The organism is Streptomyces sp. NPDC030165, from assembly GCF_055573595.1.
Genome location: NZ_JBVIBD010000024.1, coordinates 99,237 through 119,241 on the forward strand (window position 1 = coordinate 99,237; position 20,005 = coordinate 119,241).

Below are 20,005 nucleotides of genomic sequence, written 5' to 3' on the forward strand. Positions count from 1 at the left end.
CCCGGCCGTACGGCACGCTCGTACGCTCTCCTGCACCCGTACGTGACCGGTTGGCGCACACGCGCCCTTGACGGCCCCGGCCCGCCTACTCCGACCGCAGCCCGTCCGGCCGCATCATCCGCCACAGTGGCGGCAGGCTGGCCACCGTCACCAGCAGGATCACCCCGGCCCCGGCGCCCGCCATGCCCGCCACCACCGGCCAGTCCACGAACACCGCGCTGTTGATCATCCACAGCAGCAGTGTGCCCAGCGCCAGCCCGCCCCCGACGGCGAGCACCAGGCCCAGGACGACGGGGATCGCGGTCTGCCACAGGACCGACCAGCCCAGCGTGGCGCGCCGGGTGCCGAACGCGTCCAGTACGGACAGCAGCCGCCGGTGCTCGTGCAGTTGCTCCACGGTGGAGATCACCAGTCCCGCGCCGATCAGCAGCAGGGTGACCACCGCGCCGAGGAACAGGCCGGTGCGCAGGCTGTCGTACTGGCCGTCGTGCCGGTTCTCGGCCAGTGAGACCACGGCCATCGACGGGTTGACGCGTGCCGCCGCCGTACGGACGTGCTCCACCGCGTCCGGGGTGGCGGGGTCGTAGCGGACCGTCAGGTGCATCAGGGGGTGGTGCATCCGGTGCACGTCCACCGCGGACGGGGTGCTCAGGATGCCGTGGGTGGGCAGGCCGTCGTCGCCGGTCTTGGCGGGCACGGTCCGGGCCGTGGCGGGCAGCGTCCACAGCTGCGGCGGGCGGGTGGGGCCGGTGCCTTCGGGCGGGTCGAGGTTCAGCAGGGCGCCCGGCCGCGCGAAGGTGTCCTTGTCCAGGTTGTCGGTGCGGAAGACGTCACCGTCCCGGCACGGGCCGATTTCGGCCAGCCGGGCCAGCTCGGCGCAGTCGCCGACGGTGACGAACACGCCGTCCGCCATGCGGAAGCCGCTGCCCTCCATCACCCGGCCCCGGTCGCCCGCGGCCGACACCGAGGACTCGATCGTGCCGCCCGCCCGGCTGACGCCGTCGGTGCCGCGCAGCACCGCGAGCGCGCGCCGGGTCTGGTCCCAGCCTTCCGTGCCCCCGGTCATCTCGACCACCGGGCGGCCGTTGCGGGCGTAGGTCTCGGCGAACCCGGCCTGCATCCCGGTGAACGTCATGTGGACGGCGATGGCCCCGGCGACCGCGACGGTGATCCCGGCGACGGCGCGGGTGGCCGCCCCGCTGTTGAGCTGGAGCCGCCGGGTGGCGAGCTGCCAGGGCACCGGGCCGCCGTGCAGGCGTCGTACCACCGCGTCGACCAGCCACGGCAGCAGCGCCGTGACGCCGAGCAGCAGGAGGGTCGCGCCGATGGCGAGCCGGGAGGTGTTCAGCGCGCTGTCCACCCGGTCGACGTCCCGTGAGACGGTCACCAGCAGCCCGGCGCCGGCCAGCGGCACCAGCGGCCGCCACCACAGCCGGCGCCGGACGGGCGGCCGGCTGCGGACGATCCCCAGCGGCTCGACCGTCACACCGCGCTGCGCGAACAGTGTCACCAGGACGGCGGCGGACGGCACCAGCACCGCGATCAGCGCGGCCAGCAGCGGGCCCGGGACGATGTCCGACGGGAAGACGTTGATGTCCCACAGGGTCACCACCGAGGCGAACTGCCGCCCGCCGAGGAAGAACCCGGCGCCCAGCACCAGGCCCGCCAGCGATCCGAGCAGCGCCTCCCCGGCGGCGATCCGCCGGGTCGTGCGGATGTCGGCGCCGACCAGGCGCAGTGCGGCGAGCCGGAGTTCGCGGCGTTCGTTGCCGAACCGTACGGAGGTGCCGATGAAGACCATGACCGGCGTCAGCAGCGCCACACACGTCATGATCACCAGCACCACCGCGGGGGCCCGCATCGGACGCTGGACGAACTCCAGCCCGAAGTGGTCGATACGGTCGGCACCGAGCCGTTCGGTCAGCGCTGAGCTGCCCGCGAGGAAGGTCAGTTCGGCCGGTCCTTGCAGGCCGGCGTCGCCGATGGTGCCCACGACGCGGTACGGGAGCCGGTCGCGCAGCGCCGAGCCGTCCGGCGAATCCAGCAGCTCCTTGAGGCCGGGGGAGACCAGCATGGTTCCCGGGCCCGGGAGCGCGGCGATTCCCGGCGGTTTCGGCGGGTGCGTCCCGTCGGGTTTGACGAGCCGGCCGCGGATGTTCTGGTGGTGGTAGCGGGTGTCGGCGTGGGCGTACAGCAGTGTGTCGTCGGCGGGGCGCGGCGGGTGCGCCTGACCCAGGTTCTCGCGGGCCTTCTCCCGGCCGTGCCAGGAGTCGATCAGGGAGGGCACGGACGCGCCCAGCAGCAGGACGGCCACGCCGAGACCGACGCCGACGGCGGTCAGCGCCGTACGGATCCAGCCCTCCCGGCCGCCGCCCGCGGCGAAGCGCAGTCCGGTGGCGAGGTCGCGGGCCCAGACGGCCGGGCCGGCGGGAGACGAGCCGGGTACGACCGGTTCCCCTGGAGCGGCGGACGGGGCGCCGCGCCCGCCGGGGCCTGCGGTTCCGGCCTTGGTACGCGGGCCGAGCAGCGTCATCCGGCGGTACCGTCCGTGGCGCCGGTCCCGCCCGGAGCGGGCGCGGTGCGGTCGTCGGGCGGGTTCACCGCAGGCCCGCCAGCATGTCCTTCACCTTGCCGTCGCGTACGACGATCTCGCGGTCGGAGTAGGCGGCGACCCGGGCCTCGTGGGTGACGAGGACGACGGCGGCGTTGGTGTCCCGGGCCGCGTCCGTGAGCAGGGTCATCACGCGTTCGCCGTTGAGGGAGTCGAGGGCGCCGGTGGGTTCGTCGGCGAAGATCACGCGGGGGCGGGCGGCGAGCGCGCGGGCCACCGCGACGCGCTGGCCCTGGCCGCCGGAGATTTCGCCGGGCCGCTTGGTCTCGGTGTCCTCGACCTCCAGGTGCTCCAGCCACTCGCGGGCGTGCCGCTGGGCCTCCTTGCGCTTGACGCCGTTCAGGCGCAGCGGGAGGGCCACGTTCTCCAGGCAGGTCAGTTCGGGGACGAGCTGCCCGAACTGGAAGACGAAGCCGAAGTCCGTCCGGCGCAGGGCGCTGCGCTGCGCGTCGCTCATCCCCGTCACCTCGTGGTCGCCGTAGCGGACCGTGCCGGAGTCCGGCAGGACGATGCCCGCCAGGCAGTGCAGCAGGGTCGACTTGCCGGAGCCGGAGGGGCCCATGACGGCGACGACTTCACCGGGGTGGATGGAGAAGTCCACCCCGTCCAGCGCGGCCGTCTGCCCGTACGACTTGTGCAGGGCCTTCGCGACCAGCAGCGAACCCTCGGGCGTCACGCGCGGACCACCGCGGCCAGCTTGTCCAGGCGGGCGGCGGTCAGCTCCAGCCAGCGCAGGTCCGCCTCCAGGTGGAACAGCGCGTGGTCGCAGATGAGCTGGTCGGCGAGGTCGCCCTTGCGCTTGCGCTCGGTCAGGCCGCGCATCAGGCGCAGGTGCTCGGTGCGCTGGGTGTCGAGCAGCTCGGCGGCGTCCCGTCCGGTGAGCAGGGCCAGCACCACCTTCGTGTAGAGCGTCGACTGGAGGTACGGCTCGGGCTTCTCGGGCCGGGCCAGCCACTGGGCGACATCGGTGACGCCGGCGTCCGTGATGGCGTACCGCTTGCGCTCCGGTCCGGCGCCCGCCTCGATGCCGTCGACCTCGACGAGGCCGTTCTTCAGCAGGCGGGACATGGTCGAGTAGACCTGTCCGTAGTGCAGCGGGCGGTCGTGGCCGAAGTGCTCGTCGAACGCCCGCTTCAGGTCGTAGCCATGGCGGGGGCCGGACTCCAGGAGGCCCAGAAGCGTATGACCGATTGACATGCCGACCACCTTACTTCGTCGCTACAGCCGTGGTGTATACGCGTTGTGCATAGCACCGCCGGAGCCCTGGGTCCGTCGCGCGGACCTCGGGACTCCGGCGGCGCCGGATCACTCCGTACGCAGCCCGTCCGCGCGCATCATGCGCCACAGCGGCGGCATGCTGAGCAGCGTCACGAGCAGGATCAGACCGGCGCCGAACAGCGGCAGCGGCCACACCACCGACCACGCGACACCGCTCTTGTCCGCCAGGCCCAGCAGCACCCGGCCGAGCCCGAGACCACCGGCCACCGCGAGCGTCAGGCCGAGGACCATCGGGACGGCGGTCTGCCACAGCACGGACCAGGCGAGGGTGCCGCGCCGGGTGCCGAAGGCCACCAGGACCGACAGCAGGCGGCGGCGTTCGCGCAGCTGCTCCAGGGTGGTGACCAGCATGCTGGCGGCGATCAGCGTCATGGTCGCGACGGACGCGATCAGCAGGCCGTTGCGCACGCTGACGAAGCGCCGGTCGTCGCTGGTGTCCATGAGCTGGAAGACGTTGGCCGTCACGTCGATACGGGCCGCGGTGTTGCGGGCGTGCTCGGCGGCGTCCGGGACGGACGGGTCGAGCCGCACCAAGGCCCTGGCGGTGGGCCCGGCCAGCTTCTTGACGTCGACCGCGCCCGTGGTGGCGAACAGGCCGGTGGCCTGCTCGCCGGCCGGGTCGGGCCGGGCCGTGACGGGACGGATCGTACGGGGCAGGGTCCACGGGCCGGGCCGGCCCACGATCTTGCCGTTCTCGTCGAAGTCGTTCAGCAGCACCTGGGCGCCGGGCCGTACGACCTTGGGCAGGTCCTCGTCCACGAACGCGTCGGGGCCGCTGCCGTTGATCAGGAAGACGTCACCGTCCTTGCACGGGCCGGGGCGGGAGATCTCCTGGAGCGTCTCGCAGCTGCCGACCGTCAGCGAGGTGCTCAGGGGAAAGCCGCCCTGGCCGCGCTCCGGACCGGGGGAGACGACCCGCGACCCGACCGTGGCGATGACGCCGCTGACGCCCTTGGTCTCCTCGAACGCGTCGATCATCTTCTGCGTGGCGGCGCCGTCCCTGGCCGGCAGCAGCACCTGGAGCTGCGCCCGCGACGCGTCCTGCCCGGTGGGCTTGGTGTAGTCGTCGCCGACGCCGGTGAACAGCATCTGCAACGCGATGGCACCGGCCACCGCGACCGTGATGCCGCTGACCGCGCGGGCCGCGCTGCTGCTGCTCAGCTGGAGCCGGCGGGTGGCCAGCTGCCAGGGGACCGGGCCGCCCTCGAAGCGCGCCACGACCGCCTCCACCAGCCAGGGCAGCAGCATGGTCAGACCCAGCAGGGTCAGGACCGCGCCTGCGCCGATCAGGTACGTGTTGGCGGTGCCCTTCTTCTCGTCGATCGAGCCGAAAGCCGCCAGCATCGCCAGCCCGGCCAGCGGGATCGGCAGCCGCCACCACAGCCGCCGGCGGCGCGGTACCGCGCTGCGGACGACGCCCAGCGGCTCGATGGCGATGCCGCGCAGCGCGAACAGCGTGACGACGACGGCCGACGCCGGTACGGCCAGCAGGATCAGGACGGCCAGGGCGGGGACCGGCGACAGGTCGGTGGGGAAGGCGTTGAGGCTGCTGATGTCGAGCGTGCCGATGAACTGCCGGCCGAACAGGAACAGCCCGGCGCCGACGGCCAGCCCGAACAGTGACCCGAGAAGGGCCTCACCGGCGGCGATCCGGCGCGCCATGTGGTTGTCGGCGCCGACCAGGCGCAGTGCGGCCAGCCGCCGGTCGCGGCGCTCGCCGCCGAAGCGGACGGCGGTGGCGATGAAGATGGCGACCGGCATGAGCAGGACGACGCAGCCGATCAGGATCAGGACCAGCAGGACGGGGTCCATGCCGGGGGACTGGATCTGCCATCCGTAGGCGGAGGCGCGGTTGGTGCCGCTGTCCTTCAGGGAGAGCTGGTCGCTGCCCGCGTAGTAGTAGTGCTCGGTGGGGCCGATCAGTCCCGCTTCGCCGATGGTGCCGACCACGCGGTACGGGAGCCGGTCGTGCAGCAGCTTGCCGTCCGGGGAGTCCAGGAGCTGCTTCAAGGAGGGGGAGACGACCGCCTCGCCCGGTCCGGGCATCTTGTCCACGCCGGGTGGCAGCGCGGGGTGGCTGCCCTCCGGACGCAGCAGGACGCCGTCCACGCTGTCGCCGCGGAACTGCGAGCCCACGCGGTGGAAGAGGAAGGAGCTGTCGGAGCGCGGCGCCTGCTGGTCCCCGATCTCGATGTTCCGCGCGTTGCTCCGCTCGGAGCGGTTGGCCAGCAGGCTTGGTACGGAGGACGCGCCCAGCAGCAGGGCCACGCCGAGGCCGACGCCGACGGCGGTCAGCGCCGTACGGGTCCAGCCCTCGCGGCCGCTGCCGACGGCGAAGCGCATGCCCATGACCAGGTCGCGGAACCAGACGGCGAGGCCGGCCGGGGCCTTGGCCGGGTTCTCGTCGTGGCCCGTGGGGCCGGGGCGGTGGTCGACGGCGGTCATACGGTGCCCGCCATTTCCCGGGCCTTGCCGTCGCGTACGACGATCTCGCGGTCGGAGTAGGCGGCGACCCGGGCCTCGTGGGTGACGAGGACGACGGCGGCGTTGGTGTCCCGGGCCGCGTCCGTGAGCAGGGTCATCACGCGTTCGCCGTTGAGGGAGTCGAGGGCGCCGGTGGGTTCGTCGGCGAAGATCACGCGGGGGCGGGCGGCGAGCGCGCGGGCCACCGCGACGCGCTGGCCCTGGCCGCCGGAGACCTCGCCGGGCCGCTTGGCCGCCACCGGGCCGACCTCCAGCCGCTCCAGCCACTCCTGGGAGCGCTGCTCGGCTTCCTTGCGCTTGACGCCGTTCAGGCGCAGCGGGAGGGCCACGTTCTCCAGGCAGGTCAGTTCGGGGACGAGCTGCCCGAACTGGAAGACGAAGCCGAAGTCGGCGCGGCGCAGGGCGCTGCGCCGGGCGTCGCTCATCTGCGTCAGGTCGCGCGAGCCGTACAGGACGCTGCCGGAGTCCGGGCGGACGATCCCGGCGAGGCAGTGCAGCAGGGTCGACTTGCCGGAGCCGGAGGGGCCCATGACGGCGACGACCTCGCCGGGGTGGATGGAGAACTCGGCGCCGTCGAGCGCGCGGGTCGAGCCGTACGCCTTGTGCAGGGCGCTGGCCTTGAGCAGAGAACCGGCCGGGGTCATACGAGGGCCTCCGGAAGTGCGGACAGGGACGGTCCGGGCGGCGGGGCCGGGGGCTCCGCGGCGGGGCCTGCCGCGGGTACCGCGCAGGGTGCCCGCAGCATGCCCGGTAGGACACGACGTCACTCTACATTGCGTGTATACCTATGGTGTATACGCACTCCGACAACAGCCGGAGGTCCGGCCCGCGCACGGGCCGGACCTCCGGCATCCCTCGTCCTCACACGCCCTGACCGGGCGCCTCCGGCTCCCCGCCGCCCTCCGGCTCCGGCGCGGCGGCCTTCGGCGGCCGCCCCCTGCGGGGCAGCCCGCCCGCGCCCTTCGGCAGCCGCCCCGCGTCCGCCAGCGCCTTGCGCAGCAGGAACTCCACCTGGGCGTTGGCACTGCGCAGCTCGTCGTCGGCCCAGCGGGCCAGCGCGTCGTGCACCAGCGGATCGAGCCGCAGCAGCATCTGCTTGCGCCGCTGCGCCCGCCGCTTCGGGTCCTGCTCGCCGCCCCCGGGGCCGGCGGCCCCGGACGCGTCGTGGGAGCCGCCCTCACTCACTGGTACAGGGAGCCGGTGTTCAGTACGGGCTGCGCGGCCCGGTCGCCGCACAGCACCACCATCAGGTTGCTGACCATGGCCGCCTTCCGCTCCTCGTCCAGTTCCACGATGTCCTGCTCGCTGATGCGGGCCAGCGCCATCTCGACCATGCCGACCGCGCCCTCGACGATCTGCTGGCGGGCCGCCACGACCGCGCCGGCCTGCTGCCGCTGGAGCATCGCCGAGGCGATCTCCGGAGCGTACGCGAGGTGGCTGAAGCGGGATTCGATGATCCGTACGCCCGCGGCCTGCACCCGGGCGGTCAGCTCGACGGCCAGCTTCTCGGTGATCTCCTCGGCGTTGCCGCGCAGCGACAGCGCGTCCTCGTCATGCGCGTCGTACGGGTACTCGATCGCGATGTGCCGCACCGCCGCCTCGGTCTGGGTGGCGACGAACTCCAGGAAGTCGTCGACCTCGAACAGTGCCTGCGCGGTGTCCTCGACCTGCCACACGACGATGGAGGCCAGCTCGATCGGGTTGCCGTACGCGTCGTTGACCTTCAGGACCGCGGTCTCGTGGTTGCGGACGCGGGTGGAGATCCTGCGGGCGGTGGTCAGCGGGTTGATCCAGCGCAGGCCGTCCTCGCGGATGGTGCCGACGTAGCGGCCGAAGAGCTGGATGACCCGGGCCTCCCCCGGGGCGACCATCTTCACGCCCGTCATGCAGAACAGCGAGCCCACCAGCAGCAGGACGCCGACGACGACCAGCGGCACGCCCACCGCGTTGTCGCCGTGCGAGCCGGTGACGCCGCCGACGATGATCAGGGCCAGTCCCGCGAACGCGCCCAGGACGGTGAGCAGCAGGCCCAGGCCGCCCGGGATGCTGTGCGCCACCGTCTCGCGGACCTGCGGGCGCGGCATATGCGGGGCGTCGGCCGCGAGCTGCGCGCCGCCGCCCGTTCCGTCGTTGCCGCCGGCCGGTGTCTGGTCGGACATGTCTTCTCCCCGTTCTTCGTGACGTACCCCGTGCTGTGCTGTCGTGAGACTAGCAAAGTGATATCACTTTAAGAAGCCTCTCAGGTCGGTACGGCATCATCACGGGACGGTTCCCCCAGTCCGGGTGCTCTTTGTCACGTCGGCAAAAGCCTTGATCGATGAGTATTTGTTGACAGATGCGGTGTTAGCTTCGTGAGCTGAGTTATTGGGGGCGGAACGACTGGAGTTGCGGGAGCGATGGGGCGAGCGGACGCGAGGCGAGCGGCGCAGGGACGTAAACGCCGGGCGAAGCCGAAGGGCAAGAAGGGCGGCATACGCCGGTTCTTCACCTGGAAGAAGCTCCTCGGAGCCTTCCTCGGCGTGTGCCTGCTGGGCATCCTCGGCTTCATCGGGCTGTACCTGTACGTGGACGTCCCCGACGAGGGCAACGACCAGGCCACGACCCAGAGCAACGTCTACAAGTACGCCGACGGCACGATCATGGCCCGCAAGGGCCTGCTCAACCGCGAGACCGTCAAGATCGAACAGATTCCCAAGCATGTCCAGCGCGCCTTCGTCGCGGCCGAGAACAAGACCTTCTACCAGGACTCCGGCGTCGACCTGAAGGGCACCCTGCGCGGCATCCTCAACACCCTCAAGGGCCAGGGCAAGCAGGGCGGCTCCACCATCACCCAGCAGTACGTCAAGAACTACTACCTGAGCCAGGAGCAGACGGTCAGCCGCAAGCTCCAGGAGATCGTCATCTCCCTCAAGGTGGACAACAAACTCAGCAAGGACGACATCCTCGCCGGGTACATGAACACCAGCTACTACGGCCGCGGAGCGTACGGCATCCAGGCCGCCGCCCAGGCGTACTACGGCGTGGACGTCGACAAGCTGACCGTCAGCCAGGGCGCGTACCTGGCCTCCCTGCTCCAGGCCCCCAGCCAGTACGACTGGGCCATCGCCTCCCCCGCCGGCAAGAAGCGGGTGCAGGAGCGCTGGGCCTACACCCTCGACAACATGGTCGAGATGAAGTGGCTGAGCGCCGCTGACCGGCAGAAGCAGGCCTTCCAGCAGCCCGTCAAGCCCAAGCCGCTGCCCGGCGTGGCCGGCCAGATCGGCTACTTCGTCAACGCCGCCAACGACGAACTCATCCGCAAGGGCGTCGACGAGAAGGAACTGGCCGCGGGCGGCTGGACCATCACCCTGGGCATCGACAAGAAGAAGCAGCAGGAGCTGGAGAAGGCCGTCCAGCGCAGGCTGACCTCCAAGCTCGCGCCGGAACGCCGCAAGGCCGACCGGGACGCCCAGCTCGGCGCCGTCTCGGTCGACCCCAAGACCGGCCACGTCCTGGCGATGTACGGCGGCGCGGGCTACACCAAGCACTACACGAACAACGCCACACGGGCCGACTTCCAGCCCGCCTCCACGTTCAAGCCGCTCATCCTCGCCTCGGCCCTGGAGAACCACGCCAAGACCCAGTCCGGGGTGCCCATCACCCCCGACACGGTCTACGACGGCCGCAACCGCCGCCCGGTGACCAACAGCGTCAAGCCGTTCGCGCCGCCGAACGAGGACGAGGTCAGCTACGGCCGGATCAGTGTCCAGCAGGCGACCAACAACTCCGTCAACTCCGTCTTCGCGCAGATGGGCGCGGACGTGGGCCTGGACGAGGTCAAGAAGACCGCGGTCGGCCTCGGCATGGACGGCAGCCGGATGGACGTCCAGCCCGCCATGACCCTCGGCAGCATGGGCGCCAGCCCGCTCCAGATGGCCGCCGCCTACGCCACGCTCGACAACCACGGCAAGAAGGTCGACCCGGCACTGGTCGTCAAGGCGCAGCACGGCACGCAGGAGACCGAGCTGCCCGACCCCATCGGCTCCCAGGTACTGACCCGCGAGACCGCCGACACCGTCACCTCCGTGCTGCGCGGCGTGGTCAACGACGGTACGGCCAAGAACGCGATCGGCGGCACCGACTACCAGGCGGCCGGCAAGACCGGCACCTCCGACGACAACAAGTCGGCGTGGTTCGTCGGCTACACGCCGAAGCTGGTCACCGCGGTCGGCATGTTCGGCGAGGAGGCCAAGGGCGGCAAGCAGGTCTCGCTCAAGGGCACCGGCGGCGGCGGCCGCGTCAACGGCGGCGGCTACCCGGCCGAGGTCTGGGCCGCCTACACCGCCGCGGCGATCGGCGACGACACCGGGGCCAAGTTCGACCTGGAGACGGACCTCGGCGCCGGGGTGGCCCCGACCAACACCCCGCCGCCGAGCAACACCCCCTCGCACACCCCGTCCCAGACGCCGTCGCAGACCCCGTCGCAGACACCGTCCCAGACGCCGTCGCACACCCCGTCGCAAACGCCGTCCCGCACGCCGTCGCACACGCCGTCGCGGACGCCCTCGACGCCCCCGGAGTCGCCTCCGGCCTCCCCGTCGACCGGCAGCGGCGGCAATGGGAACGACGGCGGCCCGGGCGGATTCGACGACCTCGGCTGACGGACGGCCGGCACACCGCAGGGCCGTGGCCCCCGCCTTCGGGCGGGGGCCACGGCCCTTTCGCACGGAGCCCGGGGCGCGGCTCAGCCGCCGTTGAACCGCGCGGCGATCCGGTCGCCGAGCGCCTTGTCCACGTTGCGCCAGTACTGCAGGGCGCGCAGCAGCACCGGCCGGCTCACGCCCTTCGACAGGTGCCCGGCCACGTTGTCGACCAGCCGCCCGCGCGCCGCGTCGTCCAGCACCTGGCGTACCTGGGTGCCCGCCTGGCCCCAGTCGTCGTCATCGCGGCGCAGCTTGTACGCCTCGCGCACCATCTCGCCCGCCGCGTGCCAGCCCGCCGGGTCGCCGAAGCTCTGCGTGTCGGCCGCCGGACCGCCGTACGAGTTCGGCGCGTACACCGCCGCCGCACGGGACGGCTCGTAGCGCATCGGTCCGTCCTTCGCGTACGAGGTGACCACCGAGTGCGGGCGGTTGGGCGGCAACTGCGCGTAGTTCGGGCCGATGCGGTAGCGGTGGGTGTCCGGGTAGGAGAACAGCCGGCCCAGCAGCATCTTGTCCGGCGACGGGCCGATGCCCGGCACCATGTTGGACGGCTCGAATGCGGCCTGTTCGATGTGGACGAAGAAGTCCTGCGGGTTGCGGTCCAGCGTCATCCGGCCGACCTCGATCAGCGGGTAGTCGCCGTGCGGCCACACCTTGGTCAGGTCGAACGGGTTGAAGCGGTAGTCCGGCGCGTCGTCGAACGGCATCACCTGGACGTACATGGTCCACGAGGGCGCGTCACCGGCCGCGATCGACTCGTACAGGTCGCGGCGGTGCAGGTCGCCGTCCTCGCCCGCGAGCCGGTCGGCCTCCTCCTGGGTGAGGAAGTCGATGCCCTGGTCGGTCTTGATGTGGTACTTGATCCAGAACCGCTCGCCGCCGCCGTTGACCCACATGTACGTGTGCGAGCCGTAGCCGTTCATGTTCCGGTACGTCTTCGGGATGCCGCGGTCGCCCATCAGCCAGGTGACCATGTGCGCCGACTCGGGCGACAGCGTCCAGAAGTCCCACTGCATGTCGTGGTCGCGCACCCCGCTGTCCGGGCGGCGCTTCTGCGAGCGGATGAAGTCCTGGAACTTGCTCGGGTCCCGCACGAAGAAGACGGGCGTGTTGTTGCCGACCAGGTCGTAGTTGCCGTACTCGGTGTAGAACTTCAGCGCGAAGCCGCGCGGGTCGCGCCAGGTGTCCGGCGAGCCCTGCTCGCCCGCGACCGTCGAGAAGCGGGCCAGCATCTCGGTGCGACGGCCCGGCTGGAAGAGGTCCGCCTTGGTGAACTGGCTGACGTCGTTGGTCACTTCGAAGAACCCGTACGCGCCGCTGCCCTTGGCGTGCACCACCCGCTCGGGCACCCGTTCGCGGTTGAACTGGGCCATCTTCTCGATGAGGTAGTGGTCCTGGAGCAGCAGCGGGCCGTCGGAACCCACCGAGAGCGAGTACTCGTCGCTCTCGACCGGGACGCCGGCGTTGGTCGTCGTACGCGGGACGTCGTGCGCGGAGCTGGTCATGGCGGAGCGCCTCCCGGTGGTGGGGTCGTCAGTCCCTGTCCACCGGAGAAGTCAACTCCGCCGACGCGGTGTCGGCAACCGTTGGACGCCGTCCGGTTCGAGACGAAGTCCGGCCGCCGGCCCGCCCCGTGGCGCCCCGGCGGCCGCGTACGACGACGCGCTCGGGCCGCTGCCTACGGGGCGCCCCCGAACGGCATGGACAGCTCGAACCACACCACCTTGCCCGTGCTCAGCCGCGTCGCGCCCCAGCGCCGGGCCATCCGGTTGACCAGGTACAGACCGCGCCCGCCCTCGTCGGACGGCCGGGCCTGGCGCAGCCGGGGCAGCTGCGGCACGTCGTCACCGACCTCGCAGCGCAGCACGTCCGTCCGCAGCAGCCGCAGCGTGATCGGCCGCTCCGCGTACCGCACCGCGTTCGTCACCACCTCGCTGACCAGCAGCTCCAGCTGGTCGGTCAGCTCCTCCAGGCCCCACCGGGACAGCGCCCTGCGGGCCAGACGGCGCGCCTGCCCGGCCGTCTGCGCCTTCGGGTCCAGGTACCAGTACGCGACGTCGCTCGGCGCGATCCCGTCGAAGCGGGCCGCGAGCAGCGCGATGTCGTCGTCCCGGTCCCCCGGGCCGAGCATGTCCAGCACCTCGTCGCACAGGGGCTCCAGCGGCGGCGGATTGGGCCCGGTCAGCCGGGCCGTCTCGGTCAGCCGTTCGCGCAGCTGCTCGATGCCGGTCCACACGTCGCGGATCCGGGACTCCACCAGGCCGTCCGTGTACAGCACGAGCGTGGCGCCCGCGGGCGCGTCCAGCTCGACCGCCTCGAAGTCCACCCCGCCGACGCCGATCGGCGCGCCCGGCGGCACCCGCAGCACCTCCGCGCGCCCGCCGCGGTGCAGCATCACGGGCGGCGGGTGCCCGGCGTTGGCGACCATGATGCGGTGCGCGACCGGGTCGTAGACCGCGTACAGGCAGGTCGCCATCCGGTCCGAACCGAGCCGCTGCGCCTGCTCGTCGAGGTGGTGCAGCACCTCCTGCGGCGGCAGGTCCAGCCCGGCGAGGGTCTGCGCGGTGGTACGCAGCTGGCCCATGATCGCCGCGGAGGTCATGGAGTGGCCCATCACGTCCCCGACGACCAGCGCCACCCGGCTGCCGGGCAGGGGGATCGCGTCGTACCAGTCGCCGCCCACCCGCGCCGTCTCGGCGGCCGGCAGATAGCGGCTGGCCAGCCGGACACCGGTGGGCTGCGGCAGCGAGTCCGGCAGCATCGTGCGCTGGAGCGCGTCGGCGATGTACGCCTCGCGTCCGTACAGCACCGCCTTGTCGACGCCCAGCGCCGTGTGCGTCGCCAGCTGCGCCGCCACCAGCAGGTCGTCCGCCTCGAAGGCCGGGCGGTCCGGACGGCGCAGGAACACCGCCGCGCCGATCACCCGGCGGCGGCCGCGCAGTGGCGCCAGGATCACCCGGTGCCCGGCGGGCAGGTGGGTGAGCGGGCCGAGCAGCTCCGGCAGCGCTGCACGCGCCGCCTGCACCTCGCCGAACAGCGGCCGTACGCCCCGCAGCACCTCTGCCAGCGGCCCGCCCGGCAGCACCTCGGACAGCTCCGCCGCGCTGCCGCCCATCGCCGGGCTCAGGTCCGGCTGCGCGGGCAGCATCGGCAGCCGCCCGCCGTTGGTGTCCGGCTCCTCGGGAATCCGGTCGGTACGGCGCAGCCGCAGCACCACCGGGCCGGTCGGGCGCTCGTCGCCCACCGGCAGAGGGTCGCGCAGGTAGACCAGGATGGCGTCGGCGAACGTCGGTACCGTCGCCCGGCACAGCCCCAGCACGATCTCGTCGAGGTCTATGCCGCGGGCGATCCGCCGGGTCGCCGCGCCGATGAACCGCAGCCGGTCGCCGCCCGCCTGACGCGCCGCCAGCAGTTCGGCGCTCTCGGCGGGCTGCGCGGGGTGCGCGGAGCGGGCGGGCGGCGCGTCCGGGGCGCCGGCCTGCTCGGGGGCGCGTCCGGCCGCTTCACCGCGCGCTCCGGTCTCCACCGGCACGCCGTGCGGTGCGGCGGGCGGTGGGACGCCGGGGGTCTGCTCGGGGCGCGGCCGGGGCCGGCCGGCCCCAGTGTCCGCACGGCCGCCGTCCGCGGCGCACGCAGCAGAATCGTCACCGCGCGGTGCTGCGGCGGACATGTCAGCCACCTCGGCCGGCCCGCCGGCCGTGGACTGCCCCGGAAGACCGCGGGGATCGGCGGCCGCGGCGCACGGCGCCGGCTCGGGCAGGCCCCGGTCCGGGGTCGCCGAGGACGCGGCAGGCGGGGCGGCCTGCCGCGGTTCGTGGGAGGTCGGGTGCTCCGTCACGCGTGGGATTCCATCCGTCCGGGGCTGCGCGCGTGGCGCGCCGCGTCTCAAGCGCGTCGCAGGTGCAGGAAGAGCTGGATCTCGGGTGGGGTGTCCGTACTGGCCGGGGCATACGCATACGAGTCCTCCCCGGTGACTTCGAAGCCCGCGTCGTGCACGACCTGGCGCAAGTCGTCCCGCAGGTAACCCGATACCCGGATCGTGCTGCCCAGGAACGGAATCGGGCAGTGGTCCAGGTCGGCCTCGACCATCGACAGGGCCAGCAGTCCGCCGGGCCGCAGCAGGCCGTGCAGCATGCGCAGGGTGTACGGGATCTCCGCGCGGGGCAGCATCAGCAGCGAGAAGAAGGCGACGGCCCCGTCGAACGAGTTCGGGCCGCCGAGCCGGTCGTCGCGCAGGTCGGAGACGTCCAGCTGGTGGAACTCGGCCCCCGGGACGTGGTCCCGGGCCAGCGCGACCATGGAGGAGGAGAGGTCCACACCGACGACCGTGTGTCCCGCGTCGGCCAGCTGACGGGCCGTCGGCACACCCGTGCCGCAGCCGATGTCCAGCACCCGTGACCCGGCGGGCAGCGCGGCCGCCAGCCGGGCACCGGCCGCGAGCTGACCGTCCTTGTGCGGGAAGGCCTCGTCGTAGCGGTCACCGATCGCGTCGAACGCCTCCGCCTGTCCCGCCCGGTCCAGGACTAACCCGTTCAGGCCCTCATATCCGTCGTAGCCTTCAGCGCTCACGACCTCGCCTCTCCTGCGACCGCGGTCAAGTTCGGGGCCCCGCCTCGGGAGCCACGTCCGTGCAGTTCCGTGCAGTCTTGAGTTACGCCTGTGCAGTCTTGTGGAGGACGATCCTACGGTTGATCCCCAGGGGCGCATCAAGGGGGCTCACTCGCACGCCACGCCGCGCCCTTTCCTGTTCACCGGTGCGCCCGGAGCCGCCCCCGTGCGACCGGTCCGTCCGCCGGCGCCGGCGCCGTACGGAGGAAGCGGAGCCGTACGGACGAAGCGGACGCCCGCGGACGCCTCCGGCGCCCGGTCACTCCCGCGCGCCGGGCACGGCCCGGTCCCAGTCCTCCGGCAGCCCCGGCACCTCCCACGCCGGGTCGGGCCGCCAGTCCTCCCAGCCGGACCCGAACGGCACCCCCCACGCGGCGATGTGCTCGACCGCCGCGCGGCCCGCCGCGCGTACGTCCGCCGCCAGCGCGGGCGGCATCAGCCCGTCCCGCTGCGCCTGCGCGAACTCGTCCTCGTCGCGCCACTCCCACTGCCGGTCCGGGTACACGCAGATGTCCAGGAAGTGGTCCTGGGAGTCGACGCCGCCCGCCCAGCGGCGACGCGGCTCCTCCAGGTTCACGTACCAGTTCTTGAAGTGCCAGCCGGGCTCCCAGAACAGCCACACCGACCAGGGGTCGTGCGGCCGGGCCAGCTTCAGCACCCCGGTGCCGAACCACTGGTCGCGGGTGGTGCGCCGCGGCTTGGTGTAGCGGCTGGCGAGCGGCTCGCGGTGGACGGGCGTCCCGTCGGCCAGCACCGGCTTGACGCAGGGCGTGCCGGGGGCCATCCACACCGCGAGCAGCTCGGCGGTGTCCTGTACGACAGTCATCGGACGGCAGATGTGGATGCCGTCGCCGGCGTTGTCGCGGTAGCGCCACAGGATCTGGTCCCCGGGCGCCCAGCGCCCCGGTCCGTCCGCTGCGGCCCGCGTGCCCTTCGCCCCGGCGGCGCCCTTCCTCGTCTCCACCATGTCCGCTGTCATGAGCAGATCCTAGAGGGGCACCGGTGTCCTGGCTGTGACGGGTGCCGCACGGACTGTTACGGATGTGTCATGCGCAGCACGTCGAGCGCCTCGTCCAACTGCTGTTCCGTCAGCAGCCCCTGGTCGACGTACCCGGACTCGATGACCACCTCACGGATCGTCCTGCGCTCCGCGAGGGACTTCTTGGCGACCTTGGCGGCCTCCTCGTACCCGATGTACTTGTTGAGCGGCGTGACCACCGAGGGGGACGACTCGGCGTACTCACGGGCCCGTTCGGCGTTGGCGGTGATGCCGTCGACCGTGCGGTCCGCTAGCAGCCGGGAGACGTTGGCCAGCAGCCGTACCGACTCCAGCACGTTCTTCGCGATGACCGGCAGCATCACGTTCAGCTCGAAGTTGCCCGCGGCGCCCGCCGCGGCCACCGTGGCGTCGTTGCCGGTGACCTGCGCGGCCACCATCAGCACCGCCTCCGGGATCACCGGGTTGACCTTGCCGGGCATGATGGACGAACCGGGCTGGAGGTCGGGCAGGTTGATCTCGGCGAGGCCGGTGCGCGGCCCCGAGGACATCCACCGCAGATCGTTGGCGATCTTCGTCAGGCCGACGGCGATGGTGCGCAGCTGCCCGCTGGTCTCCACGACCGCGTCCCTTGCGCCCTGCGCCTCGAAGTGGTTGCGCGCCTCGGTCAGCGGCAGCCCCGTCGTCCGCGCCACCTCGGCGATCACCGCGGCCGGGAAGCCGGGCGGGGTGTTGATGCCGGTGCCCACCGCCGTACCGCCCAGCGGCAGTTCGGCCAGCCGCGGCAGCGCGGCACGCAGCCGCTCCACCCCGTACCTGACCTGCGCCGCATAGCCGCCGAACTCCTGGCCGAGGGTGACCGGCGTCGCGTCCATCAGGTGCGTCCGGCCCGCCTTGACGACCTCGGCGAACTCCGTCTCCTTGCGCTCCAGGGAGGCCGCCAGGTGCTCCAGCGCCGGGATCAGGTCGTGGGTGACGGCCGCGGTCGCCGCGATGTGGATCGAGGACGGGAAGACGTCGTTGGACGACTGGGAGGCGTTGACGTGGTCGTTGGGGTGCACGTCGCGGCCCAACCGCTCGGTGGCGAGGGTCGCGATGACCTCGTTGGTGTTCATGTTGGACGACGTGCCGGAGCCGGTCTGGAACACGTCCACGGGGAAGTGGTCGTCCCACTTGCCGTCGGCGACCTCCGCCGCGGCCTCCTGGATCGCCGCCGCCACCTCCCTGTCCAGCACGCCCAGCCCGGCGTTGGCCTTGGCCGCCGCGGCCTTGATACGGGCCAGCGCCTCGATGTGCGCCCGCTCCAGCCGCTGCCCGGAGACCGGGAAGTTCTCCACCGCGCGCTGCGTCTGCGCCCGCCACTTCGCGCGGGCGGGGACCTTCACCTCGCCCATCGAGTCGTGCTCGGTCCGGTACTCGCCGTTGTCGCCGCTCAGGCCGTTGTCGCTCATACCTGTGTCAGTGCCCGGGAACGGTGATTCTGTTCCCGGGCACCGGCAGCTTTCGTCCGTCAGGCGGTACGCGCGGGGCGTACGGCTGTCCGGAACCGTACGTCCGTCAGGCGGTCCGTACCGGAATGCTGGTGAACGTCGGAGCGGGCGCCGGGTCCTGGAAGAAGTCGTTGCCCTTGTCGTCCACGACGATGAACGCCGGGAAGTCCTCGACCTCGATCCGCCAGACCGCCTCCATGCCCAGCTCCTCGTACTCCAGGACCTCGACCTTCTTGATGCAGTCCTGCGCCAGGCGCGCCGCCGGGCCGCCGATCGAGCCCAGGTAGAAGCCGCCGTGCGCGGCGCAGGCGTCGGTGACCTGCTGGGAGCGGTTGCCCTTGGCCAGCATCACCTTGGAGCCGCCCGCCGCCTGGAACTGCTCGACGTACGCGTCCATCCGGCCGGCCGTGGTCGGGCCGAAGGAGCCGGACGCGTATCCCTCGGGGGTCTTCGCCGGGCCCGCGTAGTACACCGGGTGGTTCTTCAGGTACGCGGGCATCTCCTCGCCCGCGTCCAGCCGCTCCTTGATCTTCGCGTGGGCGATGTCGCGGGCGACGACCAGCGTGCCGGTGAGTGAGAGCCGGGTCTTGACCGGGTGCTTGGTCAGCTCGGCGAGGATGGCGTCCATCGGCTGGTTCAGGTCGATCCGTACCGCGTCGAGGTCCGGGCCGGCGCCCTCGGTCAGCTCTTCCTCGGTCGTCTCCGGCAGGAAGCGCGCCGGGTCCTTCTCCAGCTGCTCCAGGAAGACGCCCTCGGCGGTGATCTTCGCCACGGCCTGGCGGTCCGCCGAGCAGGAGACGGCGATGGCGACCGGGCAGGACGCGCCGTGCCGGGGCAGGCGCACCACGCGCACGTCGTGGCAGAAGTACTTGCCGCCGAACTGCGCGCCGATGCCGATCTTCTGTGTCAGCTCGAAGACCTTCTCCTCCAGTTCCTTGTCCCGGAAGCCGTGGCCGGTGGGGGAGCCCTCGGCGGGCAGCTCGTCCAGGTAGTGCGCGGAGGCGTACTTCGCGGTCTTCAGGGCGTACTCGGCGCTGGTGCCGCCGACGACGATCGCCAGGTGGTACGGCGGGCAGGCGGCCGTGCCCAGCGAGCGGATCTTCTCCTCCAGGAACTTCATCATGCTCGCCTCGTTGAGGACGGCCTTGGTCTCCTGGAAGAGGAAGGACTTGTTGGCGCTGCCGCCGCCCTTGGCCATGAACAGGAACTTGTACGCGTCTCCGTCGGTGGCGTACAGCTCGATCTGCGCCGGGAGGTTGGAGCCGGTGTTCTTCTCGTCCCACATGGTCAGCGGGGCCATCTGCGAGTACCGCAGGTTCAGCTGGGTGTACGCGTCGTAGATGCCGCGGGAGAGGGCCTCCTCGTCACGGCCCTGGGTCAGCACGTGCTGGCCGCGCTTGCCCATGACGATGGCGGTGCCGGTGTCCTGGCACATCGGCAGCACGCCTGCCGCCGCGATGTTCGCGTTCTTCAGCAGGTCCAGTGCCACGAAGCGGTCGTTGGCGGACGCCTCGGGGTCGTCCAGGATGCGGCGCAGCTGGGCGAGGTGGGCCGGTCGCAGATAGTGCGAGATGTCGTGCATCGCCTCGGCGGCCAGCTTGCGCAGCGCCTCCGGCTCGACCTTGAGGAACGTGCGCCCGTCGGCCTCGAAGGTGCTCACGCCCTCCGAAGTGACGAGGCGGTACGGGGTGTTGTCCTCGCCTACGGGGAGCAGGTCGGTATAGGCGAATGCCGGGCTGGCTGGGCGGGGGACCGGGGCCATCAGGGGTTATTCCTCACTGGGCGGTGGATTTCGGCTGACATCTGCGGCAGCGCTTGACCAGCGTAGAACCCCCGCTCCCGGTCGCCGCTGTGA

Annotated in this window: 14 protein-coding genes; 1 reads left to right on the forward strand and 13 read right to left on the reverse strand. The window is 72.0% G+C overall.

Features of this window, described 5'->3' with window-relative positions; genetic code table 11:
• Positions 1-85: 85 nt before the first annotated feature.
• The 7 genes from ACZ4Z1_RS34385 to ACZ4Z1_RS34415 form a co-directional block, all read right to left on the reverse strand.
• Complete coding sequence (locus ACZ4Z1_RS34385; protein ID WP_468490583.1) at positions 86-2,533, reverse strand: ABC transporter permease; 2,448 nt, start codon at positions 2,531-2,533, stop codon at positions 86-88.
• Between the two features lie 64 nt (positions 2,534-2,597).
• Complete coding sequence (locus tag ACZ4Z1_RS34390; RefSeq protein ID WP_468490584.1) at positions 2,598-3,287, reverse strand: ABC transporter ATP-binding protein; 690 nt, start codon at positions 3,285-3,287, stop codon at positions 2,598-2,600.
• Positions 3,284-3,808 (reverse strand): PadR family transcriptional regulator, encoded by a 525-nt coding sequence (locus ACZ4Z1_RS34395; RefSeq protein ID WP_468490585.1) that lies wholly within the window; start codon positions 3,806-3,808, stop codon positions 3,284-3,286. Before ACZ4Z1_RS34395 ends, ACZ4Z1_RS34390 begins: the two co-directional genes overlap by 4 nt.
• Positions 3,809-3,916: 108 nt before the next feature.
• Positions 3,917-6,334, reverse strand: coding sequence for an ABC transporter permease (locus ACZ4Z1_RS34400; RefSeq protein ID WP_468490586.1), 2,418 nt, complete (start codon positions 6,332-6,334; stop codon positions 3,917-3,919).
• Entirely contained in the window at positions 6,331-7,017 is a 687-nt protein-coding gene (locus ACZ4Z1_RS34405) for an ABC transporter ATP-binding protein (protein WP_468490587.1), read from the reverse strand. Before ACZ4Z1_RS34405 ends, ACZ4Z1_RS34400 begins: the two co-directional genes overlap by 4 nt.
• A 217-nt stretch (positions 7,018-7,234) precedes the next feature.
• Positions 7,235-7,558, reverse strand: a complete 324-nt coding sequence (locus ACZ4Z1_RS34410) for a type II toxin-antitoxin system antitoxin (RefSeq protein ID WP_468490588.1) — start codon at positions 7,556-7,558, stop codon at positions 7,235-7,237.
• Positions 7,555-8,532 carry an SPFH domain-containing protein gene (locus ACZ4Z1_RS34415; protein ID WP_468490589.1) on the reverse strand — a complete coding sequence of 326 codons (978 nt, stop codon included), beginning with the start codon at positions 8,530-8,532 and terminating at the stop codon, positions 7,555-7,557. The genes ACZ4Z1_RS34410 and ACZ4Z1_RS34415 overlap by 4 nt, the downstream gene beginning before the upstream one ends.
• 237 nt (positions 8,533-8,769) lie before the next feature.
• Between ACZ4Z1_RS34415 and ACZ4Z1_RS34420 the strand changes: the two genes are divergently transcribed.
• Positions 8,770-11,013 (forward strand): transglycosylase domain-containing protein, encoded by a 2,244-nt coding sequence (locus tag ACZ4Z1_RS34420; protein WP_468490590.1) that lies wholly within the window; start codon positions 8,770-8,772, stop codon positions 11,011-11,013.
• 83 nt (positions 11,014-11,096) lie between these two features.
• On the opposite strand, the gene ACZ4Z1_RS34425 is transcribed toward ACZ4Z1_RS34420, so the two are convergent.
• From ACZ4Z1_RS34425 to ACZ4Z1_RS34450, 6 genes are all read right to left on the reverse strand, one after another.
• Positions 11,097-12,560, reverse strand: coding sequence for a catalase (locus ACZ4Z1_RS34425; RefSeq protein WP_468490591.1), 1,464 nt, complete (start codon positions 12,558-12,560; stop codon positions 11,097-11,099).
• A 173-nt stretch (positions 12,561-12,733) separates the two neighbouring features.
• Positions 12,734-14,893: a SpoIIE family protein phosphatase gene (locus tag ACZ4Z1_RS34430; protein ID WP_468490592.1), complete on the reverse strand. Its 2,160-nt coding sequence runs from the start codon at positions 14,891-14,893 to the stop codon at positions 12,734-12,736.
• 47 nt (positions 14,894-14,940) lie between these two features.
• On the reverse strand, positions 14,941-15,624 hold the full coding sequence (locus tag ACZ4Z1_RS34435; protein WP_468490593.1) for a class I SAM-dependent DNA methyltransferase: 684 nt from the start codon (positions 15,622-15,624) through the stop codon (positions 14,941-14,943).
• Positions 15,625-15,922: 298 nt separating this feature from the next.
• Positions 15,923-16,642 (reverse strand): cytidylyl-2-hydroxypropylphosphonate hydrolase, encoded by a 720-nt coding sequence (gene fomD / locus ACZ4Z1_RS34440; protein WP_468490594.1) that lies wholly within the window; start codon positions 16,640-16,642, stop codon positions 15,923-15,925.
• A gap of 56 nt (positions 16,643-16,698) precedes the next feature.
• Positions 16,699-18,111, reverse strand: coding sequence for a class II fumarate hydratase (locus tag ACZ4Z1_RS34445; RefSeq protein ID WP_468490595.1), 1,413 nt, complete (start codon positions 18,109-18,111; stop codon positions 16,699-16,701).
• A gap of 106 nt (positions 18,112-18,217) precedes the next feature.
• Positions 18,218-19,912, reverse strand: coding sequence for a fumarate hydratase (locus ACZ4Z1_RS34450; RefSeq protein ID WP_468490596.1), 1,695 nt, complete (start codon positions 19,910-19,912; stop codon positions 18,218-18,220).
• Positions 19,913-20,005 lie beyond the last annotated feature (93 nt).